Here is a 20,587-nt window from a genome sequence, read left to right as displayed (position 1 = left end):
GGTGCGCCGCGGGTCTCCGGGTCGTACTCCGGATCACAGCAGGTACCCGGCGCCCGGCACGGTCCTGATGCACGGCGGGTCGCCGAGCTTGGCGCGCAACCGGCTGATGACGACGCGCACCACGGTGGTGAACGGGTCGACGTGCTCGTCCCACGCCGACTCCAGCAGCGTCTCGGCGCTCACCACGCTCCCGTTCGCCCGCATCAGCACCTCCAGCACCGCATACTCCTTCAGCGACAGCCTCAGGAAGCGGCCGTCGCGGGAGACCTGCATCCGCTGGGGGTCCAGCACGATCCCGTGCCGTTCCAGCACCGGTGGCAGCGGCGGCTGGTTGCGTCGGCCCAGGGCCCGCACCCGCGCCACCAGTTCGGCGTAGTCGAAGGGTTTGGGCAGGTAGTCGTCGGCCCCCAGCCCCAGCCCGGCGACCCGTTCGGGCACCGACGCGGCCGCGGTCAGCATCAGGACGCGGGTACGCGCCCCGGCCCGCACCAGGTCCTGGCAGATCACGTCGCCGGATATTCCGGGCAGGTCCCGATCCAGCACCAGCACGTCGTAGTCGTTGACGGCCAGCCGTTCCGCCGCGGCCTCGCCGTCGTAGGCCACGTCGACCGCCATCGCGTGCCGCCGCAGCCCCATCGCCACCAGGTCGGCCAGATCCCGCTCGTCCTCCACCACCAGTATTCGCATGATCGAAGTCGTATCCGACCACCGGTAACAGCGGCGTTAACGCCCGCGCCGGGCCTTTGCCGTGCGGTCGGGCATCGCGTTCCTCCCGTCGGGTCTATTTATACAATTTTCTTTTGTGTAAACTCGGAGCATGACCTACGTGATAGGGCTCCCCTGCGTGGACGAGAAGGATCTGGCCTGCGTGGAGGAGTGTCCGGTCGACTGCATCTACGAGGGCGGCCGGAGCCTCTACATCAACCCGGACGAGTGCATCGACTGCGGTGCGTGCGAGCCGGTCTGCCCGGTCGAGGCGATCTACTACGAGGACGACCTCCCCGCCCCGCTGGGCGTCTACCTGGCCGACAACGAGCGGTTCTTCACCGAGCCGCTGCCCGGCAGGGACGCTCCCCTGGGGTCGCCCGGCGGTGCGGCCAGGATCGGCGCGCTGGGCGTCGACACCGCGATGGTCACGGCGCTGCCGCCGCAGGGGGCGTGAGCCGGACATGACCGGGCGAAGGAGACCTCACGGGGCCGATGACACCGACGGCTCGGGCGGCGCGACGCCCGAAGGGGCGCCCGCGCGAGGCGCCCGGCGTCCCGAGACGCCGACGTGGACCGCCGAACGCCCCGTGGCGCCGGCGACCGGCCGTCGAGGGCTCATCCTGACGATGCTCCGCGAATCCACCTCGCCGCTCGGCATCGGCGACATCGCCGCGCGACTCGACGTCCATCCCAACACGGTGCGGTTCCATCTCGACGCCCTGGCGGAAACGGGCCAGGTCGAGCGGGTCCACGTCGCGCCCACCGGCCCCGGCCGGCCGCCACTGGTGTTCCGGGCGCGGCCCGGGATGGATCTCGGCGGGCCGCGCAACTACCGCCTGCTCGCCGAGATCCTGGTCGGCGACCTGGCCGCGGACCCGGACCCCGCCGCCAGGGCCACCGAGGCCGGACGCGCCTGGGGCGGCTTCCTGGTCGACCGGCCCGCCGCTCTTTCCCGCGAGGAGGCGGTGCGCGAGTTGGTACGGCTGCTCGACGACCTCGGCTTCGCGCCGGAGGAACGGCCGGCGGGCGATCCCCGGCAGATCGGGTTGCGGCACTGCCCGTTCGTCGAACTGGTCGAGACCCAGGCCGCGGTGATCTGCCCGCTGCACCTTGGGCTGATGCGGGGGGCGATGGCGGCGCTCGGCGCCCAGGTGACCGTCGACCGGCTCGTCCCGTTCGCCGAACCCGACCTGTGCCTCGCACACCTCACGACAGCGGGCGGCACCCGGTGACCGGCAACGCCCGCGATGGAGAAAGGAACCACGGATGACCCCGGCATCGGCCGCCGCCACCGGTGTGACGTTCGTCTGGCTCGGGATGGTGCTGGCCATCTCGTTCCTGGAGGCACCACTGAAGTTCCGCGCGCCCGGGGTGGACCTGCGCCTCGGGCTCGGGATCGGCCGGCTGGTCTTCCGTGCCCTCAACACCGTCGAGGCCGTCCTCGCCGTGGCGCTCATCGCCATGATCTTCATTGCCGGCCCGCCGACCGGGACGGTGGTCGCCGCCGTCGTCACCGTCGCGGTCCTGGCGGTGCAGCTCGGTCTGATCCGGCCACGACTGACCCGGCGCACCGACCGTGTCCTCGCCGGTGAGGACGCCCCACGCTCGAAGGACCACCACGCCTACATCGTCCTTGAGACCGCCAAGGTCGCCGCCCTGCTCGTCACCGGCATCCTGCTGCTGACGGCGTGAACCGGCCGGGACGGAAGGGAAGCACCATGCTGACGACCTCTCTGACCACCCTGACGAACGAGCACCTGGCCGCGGCGCGAAAAGCCGCGAGTGGACGCAGCGCCCACACCGTCCACGGCGGACGCCGGAACTCCCTGCGTCAGACGCTGCTCGCGCTCGCCGCCGGACGGGGCCTCGACGAGCACGAGAGCCCCGGCGAGGCCACCCTGCAGGTGCTGCACGGGCGCGTACGCCTGTCGACCCGCCAGGACAGCTGGGAGGGGACGGCAGGTGACCAGGTCGCCATCCCGGCGGAGCGGCACAGCCTGACCGCGCTCGACGACTCCGCCGTCCTGCTCACCGTGGTGATGCGTCCCGACCCGGCGCCCGGAGAGGACGCGCGCCCTCCGGCCGGCTGAGCACCGAGGCGCCGAGCACCCACCGGCGGACCCGCGTCGTCCTGGCCGCCGGTGGTCGGCGGTGGCTTCAGCCGCGTTTCTGCAGGGTGTAGAGGCGGATCTCGATGCCGTCGGGGTCGGTCACCCCGCTGATCAGCCATCCGATGCTGGCCTCGGCGATTCCGGAGTGGGCCGTGCCGGCGGCGTCGAGGTGATCCGACCACTCCACCAGCGCGTCGTAGGTCGGCACGCCGAGCGCGACGGGATCGAAGCCCCGCAGTTCCCCGGCCAGCCGGGGCTCCTCGCGCAGCGCCAGCATGAGGGTGCCGTCCCGGTCGCGCAGTGCCACGCCGCGCAGCACTCCCGCCTCGACGAACTCGATCGCCACTTCGAGGCCGAGTACCCGCCCGTACCACTCGACGCTCTTGCGCACGTCCGAGACCGGCAGTTTGACGTGGTGGAATCCGCCCAGGGCCGTCATCGGTCACCCCTTCCCGGCCGGCGGGAGCGCCGACGCGGATATGAAGCCATTGGAGCCCCACTTTATGGCCGCCCAGCGGACCCGGAACAGCGAGGAACGGCGCACCGCCCACGGCGCGTCCGTCCGCACCGCTCGCGACCACCGCGAAAGCAGCGAACCGCTCCGGCGGGAGCCTCGGCGGAGGACTTCCGGAGGCCGAGGAGAAGGGCTCCCGGGCCTGTATATCCAAGATCTTTGGAAGATTAGATCTTCATGGTCGCCGGCAACCCGTCATCAACGCTTTCCATATTTCGGTGTATATCAGCTTTTTTCAGCATAATTCAGCATTTGCCGATAGTGGGAGTGTGGCGGGAACGGGCCCGGGAATTATGTCGGGAGTACCGACAACGCGGGATCCCTGGATGGCGACACACGCCGGATCTTGGGGGTGCACGGTGTTCGAACCGCGCGAGTTGGGCTCAGGCCTGGGTTACCGGGCCGAGCTCGCAGAGATGATCGACCAGCACGCCGACCGGATCGACTGGTTGGAAGTGATCACTGAGCACTTCCTGTTCGCCCCGGCCGACAGGCGGGAACGGTTGCGCGCGCTGGCCACCCGCTTCCCGATCGTGCCGCACGGGGTGGAGATGTCCATCGGATCGGACCGCGAGGTGGACGGGGTCTACCTTGAGGCGCTGGCGGCTCTGGTCGCCGAGATCGACGCGCCGTGGTTCAGCGACCATCTCTGTTTCACCCGGACCGATCAGGTGGCGCTCGGGGTGCTCGTGCCGCTGCCCCGTACCCGCCAGGCGGCACGCCGGCTGGGGCGCCGGGCGCAGCGGGTGCAGGACGCGGTGGGGGCGCCGTTCCTGCTGGAGAACATCACCTACTACGTGGATCTGGCCGGCCCGCTCAGCGAGGCGCAGTTCATCGCCGAGGTGATGGAGAACTGCGAGTGTCATCTGCTACTGGACCTGACCAATCTCGACATCAACGCCCGCAATCACGATTTCGACCCGCTGGAGTTCCTCGGCACCATCCCGGTGGAGCGGGTGGCGCAGGTGCATCTGGCGGGCGGTGAGGACAACGACGACGGCGAGCCGTCCCTCGACACCCATGGTGAACCGGTACCGCCCCGGGTGTGGGAGCTGCTGGCCGAACTGGTGGGCCGCACCACCGTTCGGGCCACCCTGGTGGAACGGGACCGCAACTTCCCCGACGATCCGTACGAGCTGCTGGCGGAGATCGACCGGGCCCGGACCCTGCTGGCAGGGAGCGTCTGATGGGCCTGCTGGAGGCCCTGGCGGCGGTGCTGACCCGCGAGTCCGAGCTGGCGACGCTGCGTGAGCACCCCGCCCGGCTGCGGCGCCGTTACGGGCTGAGCGACGCCGAGCTGGCCATGCTGACCGGCGCCTCCCCCGCGGGACTCCGGGTCACCGGCGAGAGCGTCCGCGGCAAGCTGGTGCAGAAGGTGACGGCCTGTCTGCCCGCCACCGTCGCCGAGCTGAAGGCCCACCACCCGGAACTGCTGGACGGGTTCGCCGCCGCCACCGTCCGCCGGCCGCGACCGGGCGAAGGGGTTACGGATTCCGGGGAGGCCGGGCAACTGGTGACGTGGATCGACGGCCGGGTGCCGACGCCACTGGTCGACTTCGCCCGCTACGAACTGCTGTGCGGACAACTCGCCGGTGACCGGCGGGCCGCCCAGGCGGCCGGAGAACCGGTCCTCGTTCCGGACGGACCGCTACGTGGGATGCCCGGCGTCTCCCCCGCCGCCCGGGTCGCGTTCTTCGACCACGACGTCACCGCCGAGCCGCCGCCCTCGCGACTGCCCGCCCGGCGCACGTCGATCCTGCTGCGACGCCAGTGGGGTGAGCCGGCGCTCCGGGTCTACCGGATCAACGACGCCACCGCCGCCCTGCTGGGCCGCTGCGACGGCACCCGGAACGTCGCGGAGGTGATCGCAGAGGTGATCGCGGAGGTCGGCGCCGACGCCGAACGGGTCACCGGCATGCTCACCCGGTTCGCGGCGGCCGGAGTGGTACGCCTCGCCCCCGGCCGTTACTGAGCCGGCTCCCCATCAGGCTCCGCGCCGACCTCACAGAGGTCACCCGAACGGCGCGGAAAGCGGCCCGGCAACGGGTCGTCGAGCTGTGACCCGCCCACGGCGGGTCACACTGCGAAAGGAAACCCATGAGCACAGAGACCCTGACCGAGACCACCGTCGACCAGACATTTGTGTTCGAACCTGTCGTCGATCTCACCTCTGCCCAGGCACCGGATCACTGCGGCGGAAACACCTGCAGTCGATGCGGTCACTAGCCACGACAACGGACAGAGGAGAAGAGGAGTGGGGTCTCGACAACCCCACTTCTCTGCTGTCCGTCGCCGTGGTCGACCCTCGTGGTACCCGCTCACCGCCGAATCAGCCGGCCGTACTTCCGGAAGCCGTTCATCCGCCGCCTCCGTGGGCAGGTCGGAGTACTCGCGGAGGTCGTCTCCGCGAGTCACTGGGGGGTGGCATGGTGAAGGAGCTGGAAACGCTGGGCCAGGTCGAGTTGCCCGCGGAGGTCACCTCCGTGCCCAAGGCGCGGCGCTACGTCCGTGAGTTGCTGGAGGGCTCGGCGCACGCCCAGACCGACGACGCGCTCCTGCTGGTCAGCGAACTCGTCACCAACGCCGTGTGCCACTCCGACTCCGGACGCGTCCCCGGCGGACGGGTCATCGTGGCCGTCGCCCGCCACAATGGAACGCTGCACTGCGACGTGATCGACGCCGGTTCGGCCAGGCGCATCCCCTGGCTCCGTACCGAGGTCGACTTCGACAGCGGCGGGGGACGGGGCCTGTGGCTGGTCCAGAAACTGGCCACGGCCTGGGGTTGGCACGAGACCACCACCGGCCGTGTGGTCTGGTTCCAACTGGGAGGAGCATGAACACCACACCGCCGGCCTCCCCGCCGCTCCGCTGGAAAGGGAGGCCGGCGTCTCCTCAATCCGGCCGCCCACCACCTCGGCGGCCTGGGGGCCGGTAGCCCCCATGCGGACAGGTCGGCCACGCGCGGCCGTCCCTTCTCACACTCGGCCCGTCGTCAGGCGAACAACCCGCCGCCTCACGCATACCGCGTGGACAGGGATACCGCGGTGGCCCGGCCCTCTCACCGTCCGTAGAACATCACAATGCGAAAATCAGCAGCTGAAGGCGGCGAACTTGGCGTCGAACGAGTAGTGATAGTACTTCCGCTTTGAGATTTCGGTTACGCCGCTGAACGGGCGGTTGCACTGAACGATGACGTCCTTGGCCTCGGCGAGGAGGTCATCTCCGGAAGTGTCGTCTTCCCACACCTGGACCGTCACCTTCTCACCCGGCGAAAACTTGATGGGGTAATGCGATGGGAATTCGACTATCCGGCCCTCTTCGTCCTCGTTGACGTCGACCGTGCCATTGGTCGGGGCGAAGCGCTGACTTACTCCATTACGCACGACATTGATGAATACTTCGTCACCGTTGCTAAAGGTCCCCTCCTCGTCAATGTCGTGAGCGTAGACGGTGATGCCGAGTTCGGTTTCGACGAGGGCGGGGGCGGTGGCGACAGGAGCGGCGCCGGCCGGGGCGGCGGTGGCAAGGGCCAGCACCCCAAGGAGGCCTAGCATCGACAGAACAGTACTGGGCTTGGAACGCGCGAGCATGGTTTCCTCTTTTATTCGGTTGATTTATCCCATCGATCGCGGCCAAAGCTTCCGCAGCCTCCTTGGAGGAGGCTTGCAGATAGCTTGGATTCCGCCCGGTGGACGCCTGACCTCCACAAAACCCTGTTTCCCGAAAGCCGGCCGGCGAACACCATCTGGCAGCGTTCACTCAGGTCCGGGTCGGCGGCGGCGTGCAGCACGTACCGGGGACCTGTCCATGTTCACCGTACGGCCGGCGTCCACCGGTCGCTCGTAGTACGCGGCCATGCCGTCGCGTATCGCCTCGCGCCCCGCCAGGAGGCCCGGAAAGGCGCAGCCGGCCGGAACGAGCGGCGCCTCGAAAACGCCGTCCGCGGTGAACATCTCGGCCGGCGCGACGGCGTTCCCGGTCATCCCGGCCCAGACATAACGCTCGAAGATCTCCTGCGGGGTCGAGGACACGGCGAACTCCTTCACCCGGGGAGCGCGAAAGGCTACAACACGTTCCCTGAATCGGTCTCGCACCGAGGCCTCAGAAGACGCCGTCCACGTCGGACGAGCCACCGCGGCCTTCCGCTTTTCCTGGAAATTGCCCGAACAAACGGATTCGCAGGGAAATTTGCACCAAATATACCTACTTCAAGAATGCGAAAGCAGACAATCAGCTCCCTGACTCCAAAGGGTTCGCCTTATATCGTGCCTGGTGCCCATGGCCGCAAAGTGATCCGACTCGCGGCCGTTCAGAGGAGGAACCCATGTACGGAAAGCGACAGTTGATGGTGCTCGGCCCGGCGCTTCTCGCGGCCCTGGCCCTTGGACCGGTCCCGTTCTCACACGCCTCGGCCACGCCTGATCCCGCGTCACCGGCGGCGAGCACCCTGCCTGCCAGGGTGACGGAGCCGACCCCGCCGGCCAGGGACCCGAGAGGCGGATACTGGAACGGCTATCGAGACGGCTACCGGGCCGCCGGACAGGACTGCTCAAGGCCAAGGGCGAAATCGGGAGAATTGCCCGGCCTGGCACTGAGAATAAGTGACTACGACAGGGGCTGGCTGGACGGCTACGACGACGGCCACGACCGATTCTGCCGGTAACCAGGAACCAAAAAACTCCCCCCAACCGGCACCGAGGCGATCGCGGCCACTTTCAAACGTCAGCCATATCTCTTAATCATTTCGGCGATCCGGCCCGCTGCGGGGCCTCTCGTGTTCGACCGGCCGAAGCCCCCGCGACGTGGAACGGCACCGGTGGCCGCACGGTACGTCCGTCATCGCCCGGCCCGCGCCGGCCGGTCGCACACGCCCGATGCCCGCCGATGACCGGGAACGCCCGAGGCGGTCACCCGGCGAGAAAGCCCCAGGGGATCATGAGCCCAGACGAAAGGGCCGCACTCCGCCTACCGCCAGGCGGAGATCCCGGTAAAGCTTTCCGGCCCGGTAGCGCAAAGTATTGACGCGGTAACCACACCAAAGCATAATTCCCCTCATGCATGCACAAACTTCCACAGAAGTGGGCAATCGTGCTGCCCGCTGAGCGGCACGCGCGCATCGGGGAGGCACTGCGGGTCTCCCGCGTCGTCAGCACCGACGACCTCGCGCACGAGCTCGGCGTCTCGGCGGAGACGATCCGCCGAGACTTCGTGGCGCTTGAGCGCCAGGGGAGGCTGTCGCGCGTGCACGGGGGCGCGACCATCACGCTCGGGCAGGCCGCCGGCGAGGAGGCTCCCTTCGCCGAACGCACCGGGACCGCCGCGGACGCCAAGACGCGCATCGGCCGTGCCGCCGCCGGGCTGGTGCACCCCGGCCAGACCGTGGTGATCGACGTGGGAACCACCGCCGTCCAGGTCGCCCGTGCCCTGCCGCTCGACTTCACCGGGACCGTGGCCACCTGTTCCCTGCTGGTCGCGGCGGAACTCTCCGAGCGGCCCGGCATCGAGGTCCTCGTCTGCGGGGGCAGGCTGCGCGGCGGAGACCTCGCGCTCTCGAACTCGGTGGCCCAGGCGTTCTTCGCGGACCTGAACCCGGACGTCGCGTTCCTCGGGTCGGGCGGTGTCGACGCCGCGACCGGCCTGACCGACTACTACCTGGACGAGATCGCGGTCCGGAAGATCATCCTCAGGAACGCGACGCGTTCGTACGTACTCGCCGACTCGAGCAAGTTCGGCCTGGTCGCCCGGCACCGAGTCGCCGAGCTGGGCGAGCTCGGCGGTCTCATCACCGAGGCGGAACCACCCTCCGGCATCCAGGACGCGATCACCCGCGGGAACGGGGTGATCGTGCTCTCTTGAACGTTCCCGACCGTCGAAGGAGCCGGGCGGCGCGGCAACGCCACCCGGCTCGGACTACCACGCCGATGCACCATCTGACAGGAAACACAGGAGTTGTAGGTCCATGACCCAGTATTCACCACCCGCGCCGGGCAATCAGGAGAGCGGCGCAAGTGTTGAGGAATTCGGCTACAAGCAGGCGATGAAGCGCGGCACCGGGCGTTTCGCCTCGTTCGCCGTGGCATTCGCCTTCGTCTCGATCGCCACCGGCATTTTCACCACCTACGGCTCGGTGCTGAACACCTCGGGCCCCGCGGGCATCTGGACCTGGCCGCTCGTGATCGTCGGCCAGCTCGCCGTCGCCTTCATCTTCGGCTCGCTGGCCGCCCGCATCCCGGTGACCGGCTACTCCTACCAGTGGATGTCCCGGCTGGCCAACCCCGTGCTCGGCTGGATCATCGGCTGGGTCTCGTTCTCGTTCCTCGGTGTCGTGGTCGTGGCGGTGGACTACACCATCGCCTCCACCGTGATGCCCGTGCTGCTGAGCTACGAGGGCACCGCGCTGAACGCCTGGGTGATCACCGGTGTGGTCATCCTGTGCCAGGCGCTGCTGGTCGGGCTCTCCACGAAGTGGACCGAGCGGGTCAACAACTTCGCCGTGACGGCGGAGCTGATCGGCATGATCGCCCTCGTCCTGCTGCTGCTGATCGTGGGATTCGTCGCCAAGGAGGTCAACTTCGCCAACCTGTTCAGCACCGGCGCCATCCCGTCCGAGGGCTACCTCAGCATGGGCACGCTCACCTCGGCCGGCCCGTGGATGCTGGGCTTCCTGCTCGGCGCGTTCACCATCGTCGGTTTCGAGTCGGCGGCCAACCTCGCCGAGGAGACCAAGGACCCGGCCCGGGTCGTCCCCCGCGCCATGTGGCAGGCGGTCCTCGCCTCCGGTGTGCTCGGCTTCCTGTTCCTCGTCGCCGTCACCCTGCTCGCCGGCGACCCGGTCGAGCTGGCCAAGTCGGGAACCCCGGTCGCGGACGTGATCAGCCGGTCGCTCGGCCCCGTGGTGGGTACGGCGCTGCTCGTGCTGGTGGTCATCGCGATCTTCGCCTGCGGCATGGTGATCCTGATGACCGGCGTGCGGCTGGTCTGGGCGATGTCCCGCGACCAGCGCTTCCCCGGCTGGCAGGGCCTGCACAAGGTCTCCCCGCGTTTCGGCACCCCGCTGAACGCCACCCTCTTCATGTTCGTCATCGGCGAGCTGATCCTGGCGGTCTTCTCCACCCGGACCGACGCCCTCTTCGGCCTGTTCGCCGCCGCCACCCTGCTGCCGGCGATCATCTACACCGGCACCGTCGTCCTGTACGTGGTCAAGCGGAAGTCGCTGCCGCCGAGCAAGGGGTTCGCCCTGGGCCGCTGGGAGATCCCGGTGATCATCGTCGCGCTGATCTGGCTGGTGTTCGAGCTGCTGCTCTTCCGTGACTCCTCGTTCGTGGAGTCGTGGGTCTACGTGCTCCTCATGCTCGCCCTCGGCGCCGTGTACTTCGCCTACCTGCTGTTCACCAGGGGCGCCAAGGGCCTGGTGATGCCGGACATGCACTCCATCGACGCGGAGCTGACCGCCGACGCCTCGGGTACGGCCAAGGGCAGGCACGCGGAGGGGACCCACCGACGGTGACCACGGTACTGGCGATAGATCAGGGAACATCCGGCACCAAGGCGATCGTCGTCGACGCCCGCGGTGAGGTGCTCGGCCTCGTCGAGCTCCCGGTCCGCCCCACCTACCTGCCCGGCGGCGGGGTCGAGCAGAACCCCCGGGAACTGCTCGACTCGGTGCTCAACGCCGGCCGAGCGGCCGTCGCGCGGGCCGGGGTGCGGATCGACGCCGTCACGCTGGCGAACCAGGGCGAGACCGTCCTGGCGTGGGACCCCGCCACGGGGGAACCGCTCTCGGCCGCCATCGTGTGGCAGGACCGCCGCTCGGAGAGCATCTGCGCGGAGCTGGAGGAGTTCAAGGACCGGATCGCCGCGACCACCGGGCTGATCCTGGACCCGTACTTCTCCGCCCCGAAGATGGCCTGGCTACGCCGGAACGTGACCGGGGAGGGGGTGGTCACCACCTCCGACTCCTGGATCATCCACCACCTGACCGGGGAGTTCGTCACGGACGTCGCCACGGCCGGCCGGTCGCTGGTCACCCGGCTCGACGACGGCGACTGGGACCCGGAGCTGCTGGAGCTGTTCGGGCTCGGCACCGAGCGCCTGCCGCGCATCGTCTCCTGTGACGAGGTGGTCGGCCACACCTCCGCGTTCGGCGGGAACGTCCCCGTCGGCGGACTCGTGGTCGACCAGCAGGCCGCCCTGCTGGCCGAGAACTGCCTGAACCCGGGCGAGGCGAAGTGCACCTTCGGCACCGGCGCGTTCCTGCTGGCCAACACCGGCACCTCCACCGCGCGCTCCACCGCCGGGCTGGCCGCCTCGGTCGCCTGGCGGGTCCGGGGGGAGACCTCGTACTGCTTCGACGGCCAGGTCTACACGGCCGCCTCCGCCGTACGGTGGATCCAGGATCTCGGCTTCATCCGCGGTGCCGCGGACCTAGACGTGGTCGCGGCGGCGGATGCCGAGGGGGTGCTGTGCGTGCCGGCGTTGGCCGGCCTGGCGGCCCCCTGGTGGCGTCCCGACGCCAAGGCCTCGTTCTCCGGGCTGACCCTCTCCACCGGTTCCGGGCACCTCGTGCTCGCCGTGCTGCAGGGGATCGCGGCACAGGTCGCCGAGCTCGGCGACCTCGTCGCCGCCGACCTCGGGCAGCCGCTGACCCGGCTGCGGGTGGACGGCGGGCTCACCCGCAGCAGGGTCCTCATGCAGGCGGTCGCCGACCTGATGCGGATCCGGATCGACGTCTACCCCTCCCAGCACGCCACCCCGATGGGGGCGGTGGCGCTGGCCCGCGCCTCGCTCGACCCGTCGCTCTCCCTCGCGGACGCGGTCGACCCGTGGGAGCCCAGCACGACCTACGAACCCCGATGGTCCGCTGATCAGGCGGCCGACTTCCGCTCCCGCTGGGCGGAGGCGGTCGGCGCCACCCTGGCGCGGGAGGGAACACGATGAACACCACGTTCGACGTGGCGGTGATCGGTGCCGGCATCGTCGGCTCGGCCATCGCCAGGAAGCTGGCCGGCCACGAGCTGAGCGTCGCGCTGCTCGACGCGCGCGACGACGTCGGTGACGGCACGAGCAAGGCGAACACCGCCATCCTGCACACCGGTTTCGACGCCAAGCCCGGCACCCTCGAATCCCGGCTGGTCGGTGAGGGTTACCACCTGCTGTCGGAGTACGCCGAGCTGACCGGCATCCCGGTCGAGCACACCGGGGCACTGCTGGTGGCCTGGACCGCCGAGGAACTGGACGCGCTGCCGGGCCTGCGCGAGAAGGCGGAGCAGAACGGGTACCACAGGACGGAGATCGTCGGCCCCGAGGAGGTGTACCGGCAACTTCCCCACCTCGGGGAAGGCGCCCTGGGCGGCCTGACCGTTCCCGACGAGTCGATCATCTGCACCTGGACCACCAACCTCGCCCTGGCCACGGACGCGGTCAACCGGGGGGTGACGCTGCTGCTGAACCGGGCGGTCACCTCGGTCGAGGACCTCGGCGACCGCACGGTGCTGCGCGCCTCCGGCGGGGACGTGCACGCCCGCTGGGTGGTCAACGCGGCCGGGCTCGGCGCCGACGTCGTCGACCGGCTGTTCGGCCACGACCGTTTCACGGTCACGCCGCGCCGCGGCGAGCTGCTGGTCTACGACAAGCTCGCCCGCCCGATGGTCAACAAGATCATTCTGCCGGTGCCCAGCTCGCGGGGCAAGGGCGTGCTGATCAGCCCCACCGTCTACGGCAACGTGCTGCTCGGTCCCACCGCCGAGGACCTCGTCGACCGCACCGACACCGGGACATCGGAGAAGGGATTCGAGTTCCTGCTGGGCAAGGGCGAGAAGCTGATGCCCGACCTGCTGCTTGAGGAGGTCACCGCGACCTACGCGGGCCTGCGCGCGGCGAGCGACCATCCCGACTACCTCATCGAGGCCGACGCCGGGCGGCGCTACGTGCTGGTCGGCGGGATCCGCTCGACCGGCCTGACCGCCAGCATCGCCATCGCCGAGCACGTCGCCGGCCTGGCCCGCGACGCCGGGCTGGCGCTCGTACCACGGGAGAGGCTGCCGGAGCCGCCCCGCATGCCCAACCTCGGCGAGGCGTTCACCCGCCCGTACCAGGACGCCGCCCGGATCGCCGCCGACCCCGCCTACGGCAAGGTGGTCTGCTTCTGCGAGCGGGTCACCGCCGGTGAGGTCCGTGACACCTTCCGGTCGCCGATCCCGCCGGCCACCCTGGAGGGACTGCGCCGCCGCACCCGGGCGATGAACGGGCGCTGCCAGGGGTTCTTCTGCGGCGCCGAGGTCAAGAAGCTGCTGGAGGAGCGACGATGACACCGACGACATCGGAGACGTCGACCGGCGACGTCACCGTCCTCACCCCGGCCGTCGTCATCGTCGGCGCCGGCCCCTCAGGGCTGAGCGCCGCCCGTGAACTCGCGCCGAGGATCAACGGTGACGTCCTCGTCCTCGACCGGGAGAGCACGGCCGGGGGCATCCCCCGGCACAGCGACCATCCCGGCTACGGGATCAGGGACATGCGGCGCTTCATGAGCGGTCCTGCCTACGCCAGGAGGCTCGTCCGGCAGGCCGAGGCCGCCGGTGCGAAGATCCTGACGAACGCCACCGTGACGAACTGGGCCGGTGACCGGACGATCGAGGCCACCACCCCGCGGGGCCGCGTCCGGGTCGAGGCGCGGGCCGTGATCCTGGCGACCGGTGCCCGGGAACGCCCACGACCGGCCCGGCTCATTCCCGGAGACCGCGCCCACGGCGTCTACACCACCGGGCACCTGCAGAATCTCGTCCACCTGCAGCACGGGAAGGTCGGGAAGAGAGCCGTCGTCGTCGGCGCCGAGCTGGTCAGCTGGTCGGCCGCGCTGACCCTGCGCGAGGCCGGTTGCCGGACCGTCCTGATGACCACCGAGCATCCCCGGCCGGACTCCTACTCCCTGTTCAGCGTCCCCGGCCGGATCCTCTTCCGTACCAGGGTCGCCACCCGCACCCGGGTGACGAAGGTCATCGGCCGGCCGGAACTGCGGGCCGTCGAGATCGAGGACCTCGACACCGGCAAAAGGCGGGTCGTCGAGTGCGACACGCTCGTCCTCACCGGTGACTGGATCCCCGACCACGAGCTGGTACGCGCGGCGGGAATCACCATGGACCCCGGCACGAACGGCCCGCTGGTCGACAACGCGCTGCGTACCGACACCCCGGGCGTGTTCGCCGTGGGCAACCTGCTCCACCCGGTCGACACCGCGGACATCGCGGCGATCGACGGCGCCCACGTCGTGCGCGCCGTCATCGCCTGGTTGCGCGGCGGCAGCCCCCCGGCCGAGCAGGTGCGTCTCATCGCCGACGCGCCCTTCCGCTGGGTGGCGCCGGAGATCTTCCGCCCGAAGGATCCGGCCCCGGCCCGCCGCCGCCTGCTGCTGTGGAGCGACCGCTACATCCCGTTCCCCCGGATCGTTCTCCGACAGGAGGGGAGGGTCATCGCCCGGAAGCGGCTGTGGTGGCCGGCGGCTCCCGGCCGGGTGTTCCGCATCCCGACGAGCGTCCTCACCGCGGTCAGGCCGGACGCCGGTCCGGTGCACATCGGCGTGGAGACCTGACGCATCCCCGGTGAGCGGCCCTCGACCAGACCGGTCGGGGGCCGCTCGTATGTGCGGGGTGAGGGGACAGGCTTTTCCGCAGGGGTTTTGACCCTCAGCCCCCTCCCCAACCCGCAAAACCGAACAGCGCTCAACCACCCACTCACCCTCCACCCCGCACCGCGCCACAGACATCAACGGCCCTCGTCCACCACCCGCGACACCGAGCCACCGCACCGGACGGTGCGGATCGGTTCGGCCGTGTCGGCATAGATCGGCGTCCTGTCCGCGTCCTTGCTTGGTGACATGGCGAGGAGGACGGGTGGATCCAGGATTTGAGGCGGGCTTCCGGGAGTTCGTCATCGATCGGTCGGGGGCGCTGTTCCGTACCGCGTACCTGCTGACCGGTGACCGGCACGCCGCCGAGGACCTGGTGCAGTCGGCACTGGCGAAGACGGCGGCGAAGTGGCGCTCTCTTCGCGACCCGGCGGCCATCGAGGGGTACGTCCGCCGCGTCATGTACCACGAGCAGGTGAGCTGGTGGCGACGCCGTTCCCGCGTCGCGGAGGTGTCCACCGAGTGGCTGCCCGATCAGGCCGACGAGGGGCACGCCGAGAGCGTGGACCTGCGCCTGGTGATGCGCACGGCTCTCGCCCGGCTGACGCCCCGGCAGCGGACCATGCTCGTACTGCGCTACTTCGAGGACCTGTCCGAGACCGAGATCGCGCGACTGCTCGGTGTCAGGGTGGGGTCGGTGCGCAGCCAGATCTACCGGTCGTTGGAGCGCCTGAGGAAGGCCGCCCCCGAACTGAGCACCGTAAGGGAGTTGCGATGAACATCGAGGATCTGGTGCGCGAGACCCTCTCCGACATGGCCGGCCAGGAGCAACCGCCGCCACCCAGCCGATTCCTCCGGGCCGCCGGGGGCCGGCCCCGCCGCCGTGGCCTCGCCCTGGCGGCGGCCGCGGCCGTCACCGTACTGGCGCTCGGGTCCACGCTCGTGGTCGGGGGGCTGTCCTCCCGGGTGGCGGAGGCCCCCATCGGGCAGGGCACCGGCGAGGTGGTCGCGAAGAGCGTCACCGTGAAAGAGGGGCTGCGGCTCTCGCAGATCCTGGAGCGGCTGTCGACCGCCACCGGCAGGCCGGTGGCGGAGTTCAGGCGGGCCGCCGCCGACGGCGGGGCGCTCGGCCTTCCGGGCTACGCCAAGGGTGCGCTGGAAGGGTTCGCCTTCCCCGGGACCTATCAGGTCTCGCCCGCGTCGAGCCCGCAGGAGATCCTCGCCGCGATGGTGGCGCGCTTCGCCCGCGCCGCCGAGGACGCCAGGCTGGTGGAGGGGGCCAGGCGTGTCGGCCGTACGCCACTGGAGATCCTGACCATCGCCAGCATCGTCCAGGCCGAGGCGGCCGACAGGCGGGACATGCCCAAGATCGCGCGGGTCATCCACAACCGGCTCGATCACACCCCCGAGATGAGGCTGCAACTGGACAGCACAGTCCTGTACGGCCTGAACAAGTTCAGCGTCGGCGCCTCGACCAAGGATCTCCGGAGCACGTCGCGGTACAACACCTACGCGCGCCCCGGCCTGCCGCCCGGCCCCATCGGCAGCCCGGGCGCCGATGCCGTCGAGGCCGCGCTGAGGCCGGCGGCCGGCCCCTGGCTGTTCTTCGTGGTGACCGACCCGGAGCGGGGCGTCACCGAGTTCGCGGCCTCCGAGCAGGAGTTCTTCAAGCTGGTCAAGGAACGCGAGAAGCACGGGTCCGGGTGATCGATCCCGGCCAGCGTCCGGCGACGAGTGCGGGACGCCGAGAAACCCGGCCGGTGGGCCACATACAGAATGTCGGTCATGGAAGCCCGAATCGCGATAGCCCCGTCCCCGGGGGCGGGAGCGGCCTACGACCGCCCCAACTCCCCCGGCCTCGACCTCCTGCGCCTCGCGGTCGAGGAGGCCGTGTCCGGCGGCGGGGGCGTCAACGTCCCGCTCGCCGAGGCGGACGGCCTGGTGTGGCTCATCCCCGGTGAGCCGGAACTGCTCCGCTCGACTCTGGACGCCCACCCCCGGATCGGCTGGGTGCAGTTCCCCTGGGCGGGAGTGGAGAGATTCACCGCGTCCGGCGTGCTCGACCGCCCGGTGGTCTTCAGCTGTGCCAAGGGGTCGTTCGCCGGGCAGGTCGGCGAGCACGCGCTCACGCTGATGCTGGCCTGCCTGCGCAACCTCGCCCGGCAGGCGCGCACCCCCCGCTGGTGCCCGGTCGATCCCCGGTCCCTGCACGGCCGGCGGGTGACGATCCTCGGCGGCGGCGGTATAGCGGGCGAGCTCATCCGGCTCCTGCGGCCGTTCGAGTGCCGGATCCGGGTGATCCGCCGCCGGGCGGAGAGCATCGAGGGCGCCGAGGAGACGCTGCCGCCCGGAGCCCTGCCCACGGTGCTTCCGGAGACCGACATCCTGGTGCTGGCCCTCGCCCTGACGCCGGAGACGACCCACGTCATCGGCGCCACCGAGCTGGCCCTGCTGCCTGCGCACGCCGTCGTCGTCAACGTCGCCCGCGGCGCGCACATCCGGACCGACGCGCTCGTCGAGGCCCTCCGCGCCGGGACGATCTCCGCCGCCGGACTGGACGTGACGGACCCGGAACCGCTCCCCGAGGGGCACCCGCTCTGGGCCGACCCCAGGGTGCTCATCACCTCGCACTGCGCCGACTCCGCCGAGTACGTCACCCGGATGTTCTGCGAGCGGTTGGAGCGGAACGTGCGCAACCTGCGGGCGGGCCTCCCGCTGGAGGGGGTCGTCGATCCCGCCGCGGGGTACTGACCCGCGACCGGATCAGTGGCCCTGGCCCGCGCCGATCACCTGCGCGGCGCCGAGGTAGCCGGCGAGCAGGCTCTCGGCGAGCGCCCGCACCGTGTCGTCTCCGGGCAGGAAGTACGGGCTGTGCAGTCCCGCCTTCGTGTCGGTGCCCACGAACAGCATCAGCGACGGCACGACCGACGCGAAGTGGGCGAAGTCATCGGCACCGCAGGAGCGCAACGTGGCGGGCATGTGGTGGGCGGCGTCGACGAGGATGCAGCCGGTCTCCTCGGCGAGGCGGGCGTCGTTGACGAGCACCGGATCCCCGTAGGTGATCCGCATCTCCGCCTCGCAGCCGTAGGCGCGGGCGACGCCCTCGGCGAGCTCGTGGAAGCGCTGGTGCAGATGCCGGCGCCAGGACTCCGACATCGTACGGATGGTGCCGCGAGCGGCGGCCTGCCCTGGAATCGCGTTCGGAGCGCTGCCCGCCACCACGGTCCCGAAGGTGACCACCGTCGGCGTCATCGGGTCGGCGTCGCGGCTGACCAGTTGCTGGGCGGCCACGATGACCTGGGCGAGTGCCAGGATCGGGTCGCGGGCCAGATGGGGATAGGCCGCGTGCCCGCCCTGCCCCTTGACGATGACGGTGAACTGGTCCGCGGAGGCGTTGACCGCGCCGGGAGTGCAGGCCGTCTGACCGGCGGCGAGCACCGGCTGGACGTGTGCCGCGATCATGGCGCCGATCAGGTTCCGCTGGAGCGCGCCCGACTCGACGATGTCACGGGCGCCGGAGGGGGGACCCTCCTCGCGAGGCTGTAGCACCGCGACCATCGGCGCCGGCGCCTTCACGTGGTCGATCGCCCTGGTCAGCGCGACCAGGGCGGCGAGGTGGACGTCGTGGCCGCAGGCGTGCATGGCACCGTTCTGCGAGGCCCAGGGCACCCCCGTCTCCTCGGGGATCGGCAGGGCGTCCAGCTCCCCGCGCACCCCGACGGCCAGGCCGTCGCCGCCGACCCGGAGGAGCGCGCCGGTCCCGGCCACCCGCTCCATCGCGCTGCCCTCGGGCAGCGCGTCCAGCACCCGTTTGAGCGTCGGCTCCTCCTGGCCGGACAGGCACGGCTCGGCGTGCAGTTCCCGGCGCAGCCGGTAGGCGGCGGGCAACTCGGCGTGGAGCGCGTCGCGGAGCCGCGCGCCGATCTCGCTCACCGTCTTCCCCCGAGACCGCGGGGGCGGCCGTCCCTCATGCGCCCTCCCCGCCGAGCACGTGGGCCACGGCCGGGCCGATGCCCCCGCTCACGCCGTCGACCACGGCGATCCTGTCGGACGGGTGCGAATCCATCAAATACTCCTCTGTGGTCGGCGGCCCGGTGATCGGGTATGACAAGGCTCGTCATACCCTTCTGAACCCCCTGAACCACTCGGAGCGTCGGCAGGGGCCCGGCGCCGGCACCGCCGCGACTCATCCTGTGAGGCGAGGATCCCTGGGCGGGTCACCGGCCGCCTCACCGTCCGCATCACCCGTCACGATGTCGCCTGTCACGATGCCCGCGCGCCCGGCCCGGATGCCGTACGCGAGGGTGACCGCGACGACGGCGAGCGGGAAGGCGGTGGCGACGAGGATGCCGGCGCGCAGACCCGAACCACCGTCGTCGGGGAGCACGGCCGACAGATCACCCAGAAGCCCGGTGGCCGCGGCGGAGGCGTCCGCGGCGGCTCCGGCGATCCAGGGACCGGCCGCGCCGCCGGCGTCGCCGAAGACGGCCAGCACGCCGAACATGGCCGCGCCGCCGAGCGGGAAGCGGGCGGCGGCGAGGCTGAAGGTCCCCGGCCACAGCAGGCTGACTGCCAGGCCGCACACCGCGCAGCCGACGAGGCTGACCACCGGGTCGGCGGACAGGCAGGCCACCAGGTAACAGACGGCCGCCAGCGCGCCGCACGAGGTCATCGCGGGTACCAGCGGGATCCGCTCGCCCCACAGTCCGTAGACGATGCGTCCGACGCCCATCAGGACCGCGAACAGGCACGGACCCGCCAGGTCACCCCAGACTTTCGAGACCCCCAGCCCCTCCTCCGCGAAGAGGGAGGACCACTGCGACATGGTCAGCTCGGCCGCGCCGGCGCAGAGCATCAGCACGACGGCCGCGGCGAAGGCGGGGGCGCGGAAGAGTTCCCGCAGTGCGGTGCGGTGCTCGTCCGGGACGGTCGCGGGCAGCGGCACCTTCAGGAAGGCCACCATGTTGACCAGCGGTATGAGTGCCCAGGCGACGGGCAGGACCTGCCAGGCGCCCTGACCGATCCAGGCCAGCAGCAGGGTGCTGCCCGCCACCACCGCGACCTGTCCCCAGCAGTAGAAGGAGTGCAGCAGGCTCATCGCCGCGGCCTTGCCCTCCTGCGGGCTGGGCAGCGCGTCCACGACGGGGCTGACGAGCACCTCCAGCAGACCGCCGCCGACGGCGTAGACGACGATGGCGGCACACAGTCCCAGGTACGGGGAGGGTGACAGCTCCGGGACCACCGCCAGCGACACCAGCCCCAGCGCCGACAGGACATGTGCCAGCACCAGCGGGATGCGGTAACCGGTCCGGTCCACGAACTTCACTGCCACGATGTCGGTGACCAGCTGGGTGGCGAAGTTGAGCAGCACCAGCCGGCCGAGCATCTCCAGTGGCAGCTGGTAACGGGTCTGGAAGACGATGAACAGCAGCGGAGCCAGGTTGTTGACGATCGCCTGGGTGACATATCCCGTGTAACAGGCGCGACGGGTGTGGTCGTACGTGGTCATGGGCGATGCGTGTCTCTCCCTGGGGGCCGGCTGTCCGCAGCCTATGGGGAGATACGCCGAGATTGTGCCTTCACCTGCCGGGGTGCGGTAACACGCCCCGCCGGGCGGCCCGCATCCGGCGCGTG

The 20,587-nt window shown here is 70.5% G+C and carries 22 protein-coding genes; 16 read left to right on the top strand and 6 right to left on the bottom strand.

The window, feature by feature from the left end; genetic code table 11:
- Positions 1–33: 33 nt before the first annotated feature.
- Entirely contained in the window at positions 34–687 is a 654-nt protein-coding gene (locus AB0K21_RS07765; protein ID WP_364148651.1) for a response regulator transcription factor, read from the bottom strand.
- 130 nt (positions 688–817) lie between these two features.
- On the opposite strand from AB0K21_RS07765, the gene fdxA reads away from it, so the two are divergent.
- The 4 genes from fdxA (at position 818) to AB0K21_RS07745 (ending at position 2,798) form a co-directional block, all read left to right on the top strand.
- Positions 818–1,162 (top strand): ferredoxin, encoded by a 345-nt coding sequence (gene fdxA / locus AB0K21_RS07760; protein WP_343962852.1) that lies wholly within the window; start codon positions 818–820, stop codon positions 1,160–1,162.
- A 133-nt stretch (positions 1,163–1,295) separates the two neighbouring features.
- Positions 1,296–1,940, top strand: a complete 645-nt coding sequence (locus tag AB0K21_RS07755; RefSeq protein ID WP_343963051.1) for a helix-turn-helix domain-containing protein — start codon at positions 1,296–1,298, stop codon at positions 1,938–1,940.
- 34 nt (positions 1,941–1,974) lie between these two features.
- Positions 1,975–2,400, top strand: coding sequence for a hypothetical protein (locus AB0K21_RS07750; RefSeq protein ID WP_343962855.1), 426 nt, complete (start codon positions 1,975–1,977; stop codon positions 2,398–2,400).
- A 26-nt stretch (positions 2,401–2,426) separates the two neighbouring features.
- Entirely contained in the window at positions 2,427–2,798 is a 372-nt protein-coding gene (locus tag AB0K21_RS07745; RefSeq protein WP_364148649.1) for a cupin domain-containing protein, read from the top strand.
- Between the two features lie 67 nt (positions 2,799–2,865).
- On the opposite strand, the gene AB0K21_RS07740 is transcribed toward AB0K21_RS07745, so the two are convergent.
- A complete protein-coding gene (locus AB0K21_RS07740) occupies positions 2,866–3,258 on the bottom strand; it encodes a VOC family protein (protein ID WP_364148647.1) in 393 nt (130 codons plus the stop codon).
- Positions 3,259–3,692: 434 nt separating this feature from the next.
- Between AB0K21_RS07740 and AB0K21_RS07735 the strand changes: the two genes are divergently transcribed.
- The 3 genes from AB0K21_RS07735 to AB0K21_RS07725 all read left to right on the top strand — a co-directional run bounded on the left by AB0K21_RS07735 (position 3,693) and on the right by AB0K21_RS07725 (position 6,170).
- Positions 3,693–4,520 carry a DUF692 domain-containing protein gene (locus AB0K21_RS07735; protein WP_343962861.1) on the top strand — a complete coding sequence of 276 codons (828 nt, stop codon included), beginning with the start codon at positions 3,693–3,695 and terminating at the stop codon, positions 4,518–4,520.
- Positions 4,520–5,305: a hypothetical protein gene (locus AB0K21_RS07730; RefSeq protein WP_343962863.1), complete on the top strand. Its 786-nt coding sequence runs from the start codon at positions 4,520–4,522 to the stop codon at positions 5,303–5,305. The genes AB0K21_RS07735 and AB0K21_RS07730 overlap by 1 nt, the downstream gene beginning before the upstream one ends.
- A 457-nt stretch (positions 5,306–5,762) precedes the next feature.
- Complete coding sequence (locus tag AB0K21_RS07725) at positions 5,763–6,170, top strand: ATP-binding protein (protein WP_343962865.1); 408 nt, start codon at positions 5,763–5,765, stop codon at positions 6,168–6,170.
- A gap of 252 nt (positions 6,171–6,422) precedes the next feature.
- Here AB0K21_RS07725 and AB0K21_RS07720 read toward each other — a convergent pair whose 3' ends face one another.
- Positions 6,423–6,923, bottom strand: a complete 501-nt coding sequence (locus AB0K21_RS07720; protein WP_364148644.1) for a hypothetical protein — start codon at positions 6,921–6,923, stop codon at positions 6,423–6,425.
- 165 nt (positions 6,924–7,088) lie between these two features.
- A complete protein-coding gene (locus tag AB0K21_RS07715) occupies positions 7,089–7,364 on the bottom strand; it encodes a hypothetical protein (protein ID WP_343962869.1) in 276 nt (91 codons plus the stop codon).
- A gap of 293 nt (positions 7,365–7,657) precedes the next feature.
- On the opposite strand from AB0K21_RS07715, the gene AB0K21_RS07710 reads away from it, so the two are divergent.
- The 9 genes from AB0K21_RS07710 (at position 7,658) to AB0K21_RS07670 (ending at position 17,704) form a co-directional block, all read left to right on the top strand.
- Positions 7,658–7,996: a hypothetical protein gene (locus tag AB0K21_RS07710; protein ID WP_364148642.1), complete on the top strand. Its 339-nt coding sequence runs from the start codon at positions 7,658–7,660 to the stop codon at positions 7,994–7,996.
- Between the two features lie 395 nt (positions 7,997–8,391).
- On the top strand, positions 8,392–9,189 hold the full coding sequence (locus AB0K21_RS07705) for a DeoR/GlpR family DNA-binding transcription regulator (protein ID WP_364148640.1): 798 nt from the start codon (positions 8,392–8,394) through the stop codon (positions 9,187–9,189).
- A gap of 103 nt (positions 9,190–9,292) precedes the next feature.
- On the top strand, positions 9,293–10,840 hold the full coding sequence (locus AB0K21_RS07700; RefSeq protein ID WP_364148638.1) for an amino acid permease: 1,548 nt from the start codon (positions 9,293–9,295) through the stop codon (positions 10,838–10,840).
- Positions 10,837–12,270, top strand: coding sequence for an FGGY family carbohydrate kinase (locus AB0K21_RS07695; protein ID WP_364148636.1), 1,434 nt, complete (start codon positions 10,837–10,839; stop codon positions 12,268–12,270). The genes AB0K21_RS07700 and AB0K21_RS07695 overlap by 4 nt, the downstream gene beginning before the upstream one ends.
- Positions 12,267–13,640: an NAD(P)/FAD-dependent oxidoreductase gene (locus AB0K21_RS07690; RefSeq protein WP_343962880.1), complete on the top strand. Its 1,374-nt coding sequence runs from the start codon at positions 12,267–12,269 to the stop codon at positions 13,638–13,640. The genes AB0K21_RS07695 and AB0K21_RS07690 overlap by 4 nt, the downstream gene beginning before the upstream one ends.
- Positions 13,637–14,917, top strand: coding sequence for an NAD(P)/FAD-dependent oxidoreductase (locus AB0K21_RS07685; RefSeq protein WP_343962882.1), 1,281 nt, complete (start codon positions 13,637–13,639; stop codon positions 14,915–14,917). The genes AB0K21_RS07690 and AB0K21_RS07685 overlap by 4 nt, the downstream gene beginning before the upstream one ends.
- A gap of 301 nt (positions 14,918–15,218) precedes the next feature.
- On the top strand, positions 15,219–15,731 hold the full coding sequence (locus AB0K21_RS07680) for a SigE family RNA polymerase sigma factor (protein WP_343962885.1): 513 nt from the start codon (positions 15,219–15,221) through the stop codon (positions 15,729–15,731).
- Positions 15,728–16,660 carry an endolytic transglycosylase MltG gene (gene mltG / locus AB0K21_RS07675; protein WP_343962887.1) on the top strand — a complete coding sequence of 311 codons (933 nt, stop codon included), beginning with the start codon at positions 15,728–15,730 and terminating at the stop codon, positions 16,658–16,660. Before AB0K21_RS07680 ends, mltG begins: the two co-directional genes overlap by 4 nt.
- A gap of 78 nt (positions 16,661–16,738) precedes the next feature.
- A complete protein-coding gene (locus tag AB0K21_RS07670; protein WP_343962889.1) occupies positions 16,739–17,704 on the top strand; it encodes a D-isomer specific 2-hydroxyacid dehydrogenase family protein in 966 nt (321 codons plus the stop codon).
- Positions 17,705–17,716: 12 nt separating this feature from the next.
- Here AB0K21_RS07670 and AB0K21_RS07665 read toward each other — a convergent pair whose 3' ends face one another.
- Together AB0K21_RS07665 and AB0K21_RS07660 are read right to left on the bottom strand one after the other, a co-directional pair.
- On the bottom strand, positions 17,717–18,886 hold the full coding sequence (locus AB0K21_RS07665) for a M20 family metallopeptidase (protein ID WP_343962891.1): 1,170 nt from the start codon (positions 18,884–18,886) through the stop codon (positions 17,717–17,719).
- 253 nt (positions 18,887–19,139) lie between these two features.
- Positions 19,140–20,462, bottom strand: a complete 1,323-nt coding sequence (locus tag AB0K21_RS07660; RefSeq protein WP_343962893.1) for an MFS transporter — start codon at positions 20,460–20,462, stop codon at positions 19,140–19,142.
- Between the last annotated feature and the right edge of the window lie 125 nt (positions 20,463–20,587).

This window comes from Streptosporangium sp. NPDC049248 (assembly GCF_040678965.1).
GTDB classification, from domain to species: Bacteria; Actinomycetota; Actinomycetes; order Streptosporangiales; family Streptosporangiaceae; genus Streptosporangium; species Streptosporangium fukuiense.
This window is presented reverse-complemented; position numbering and strand designations above follow the sequence as displayed.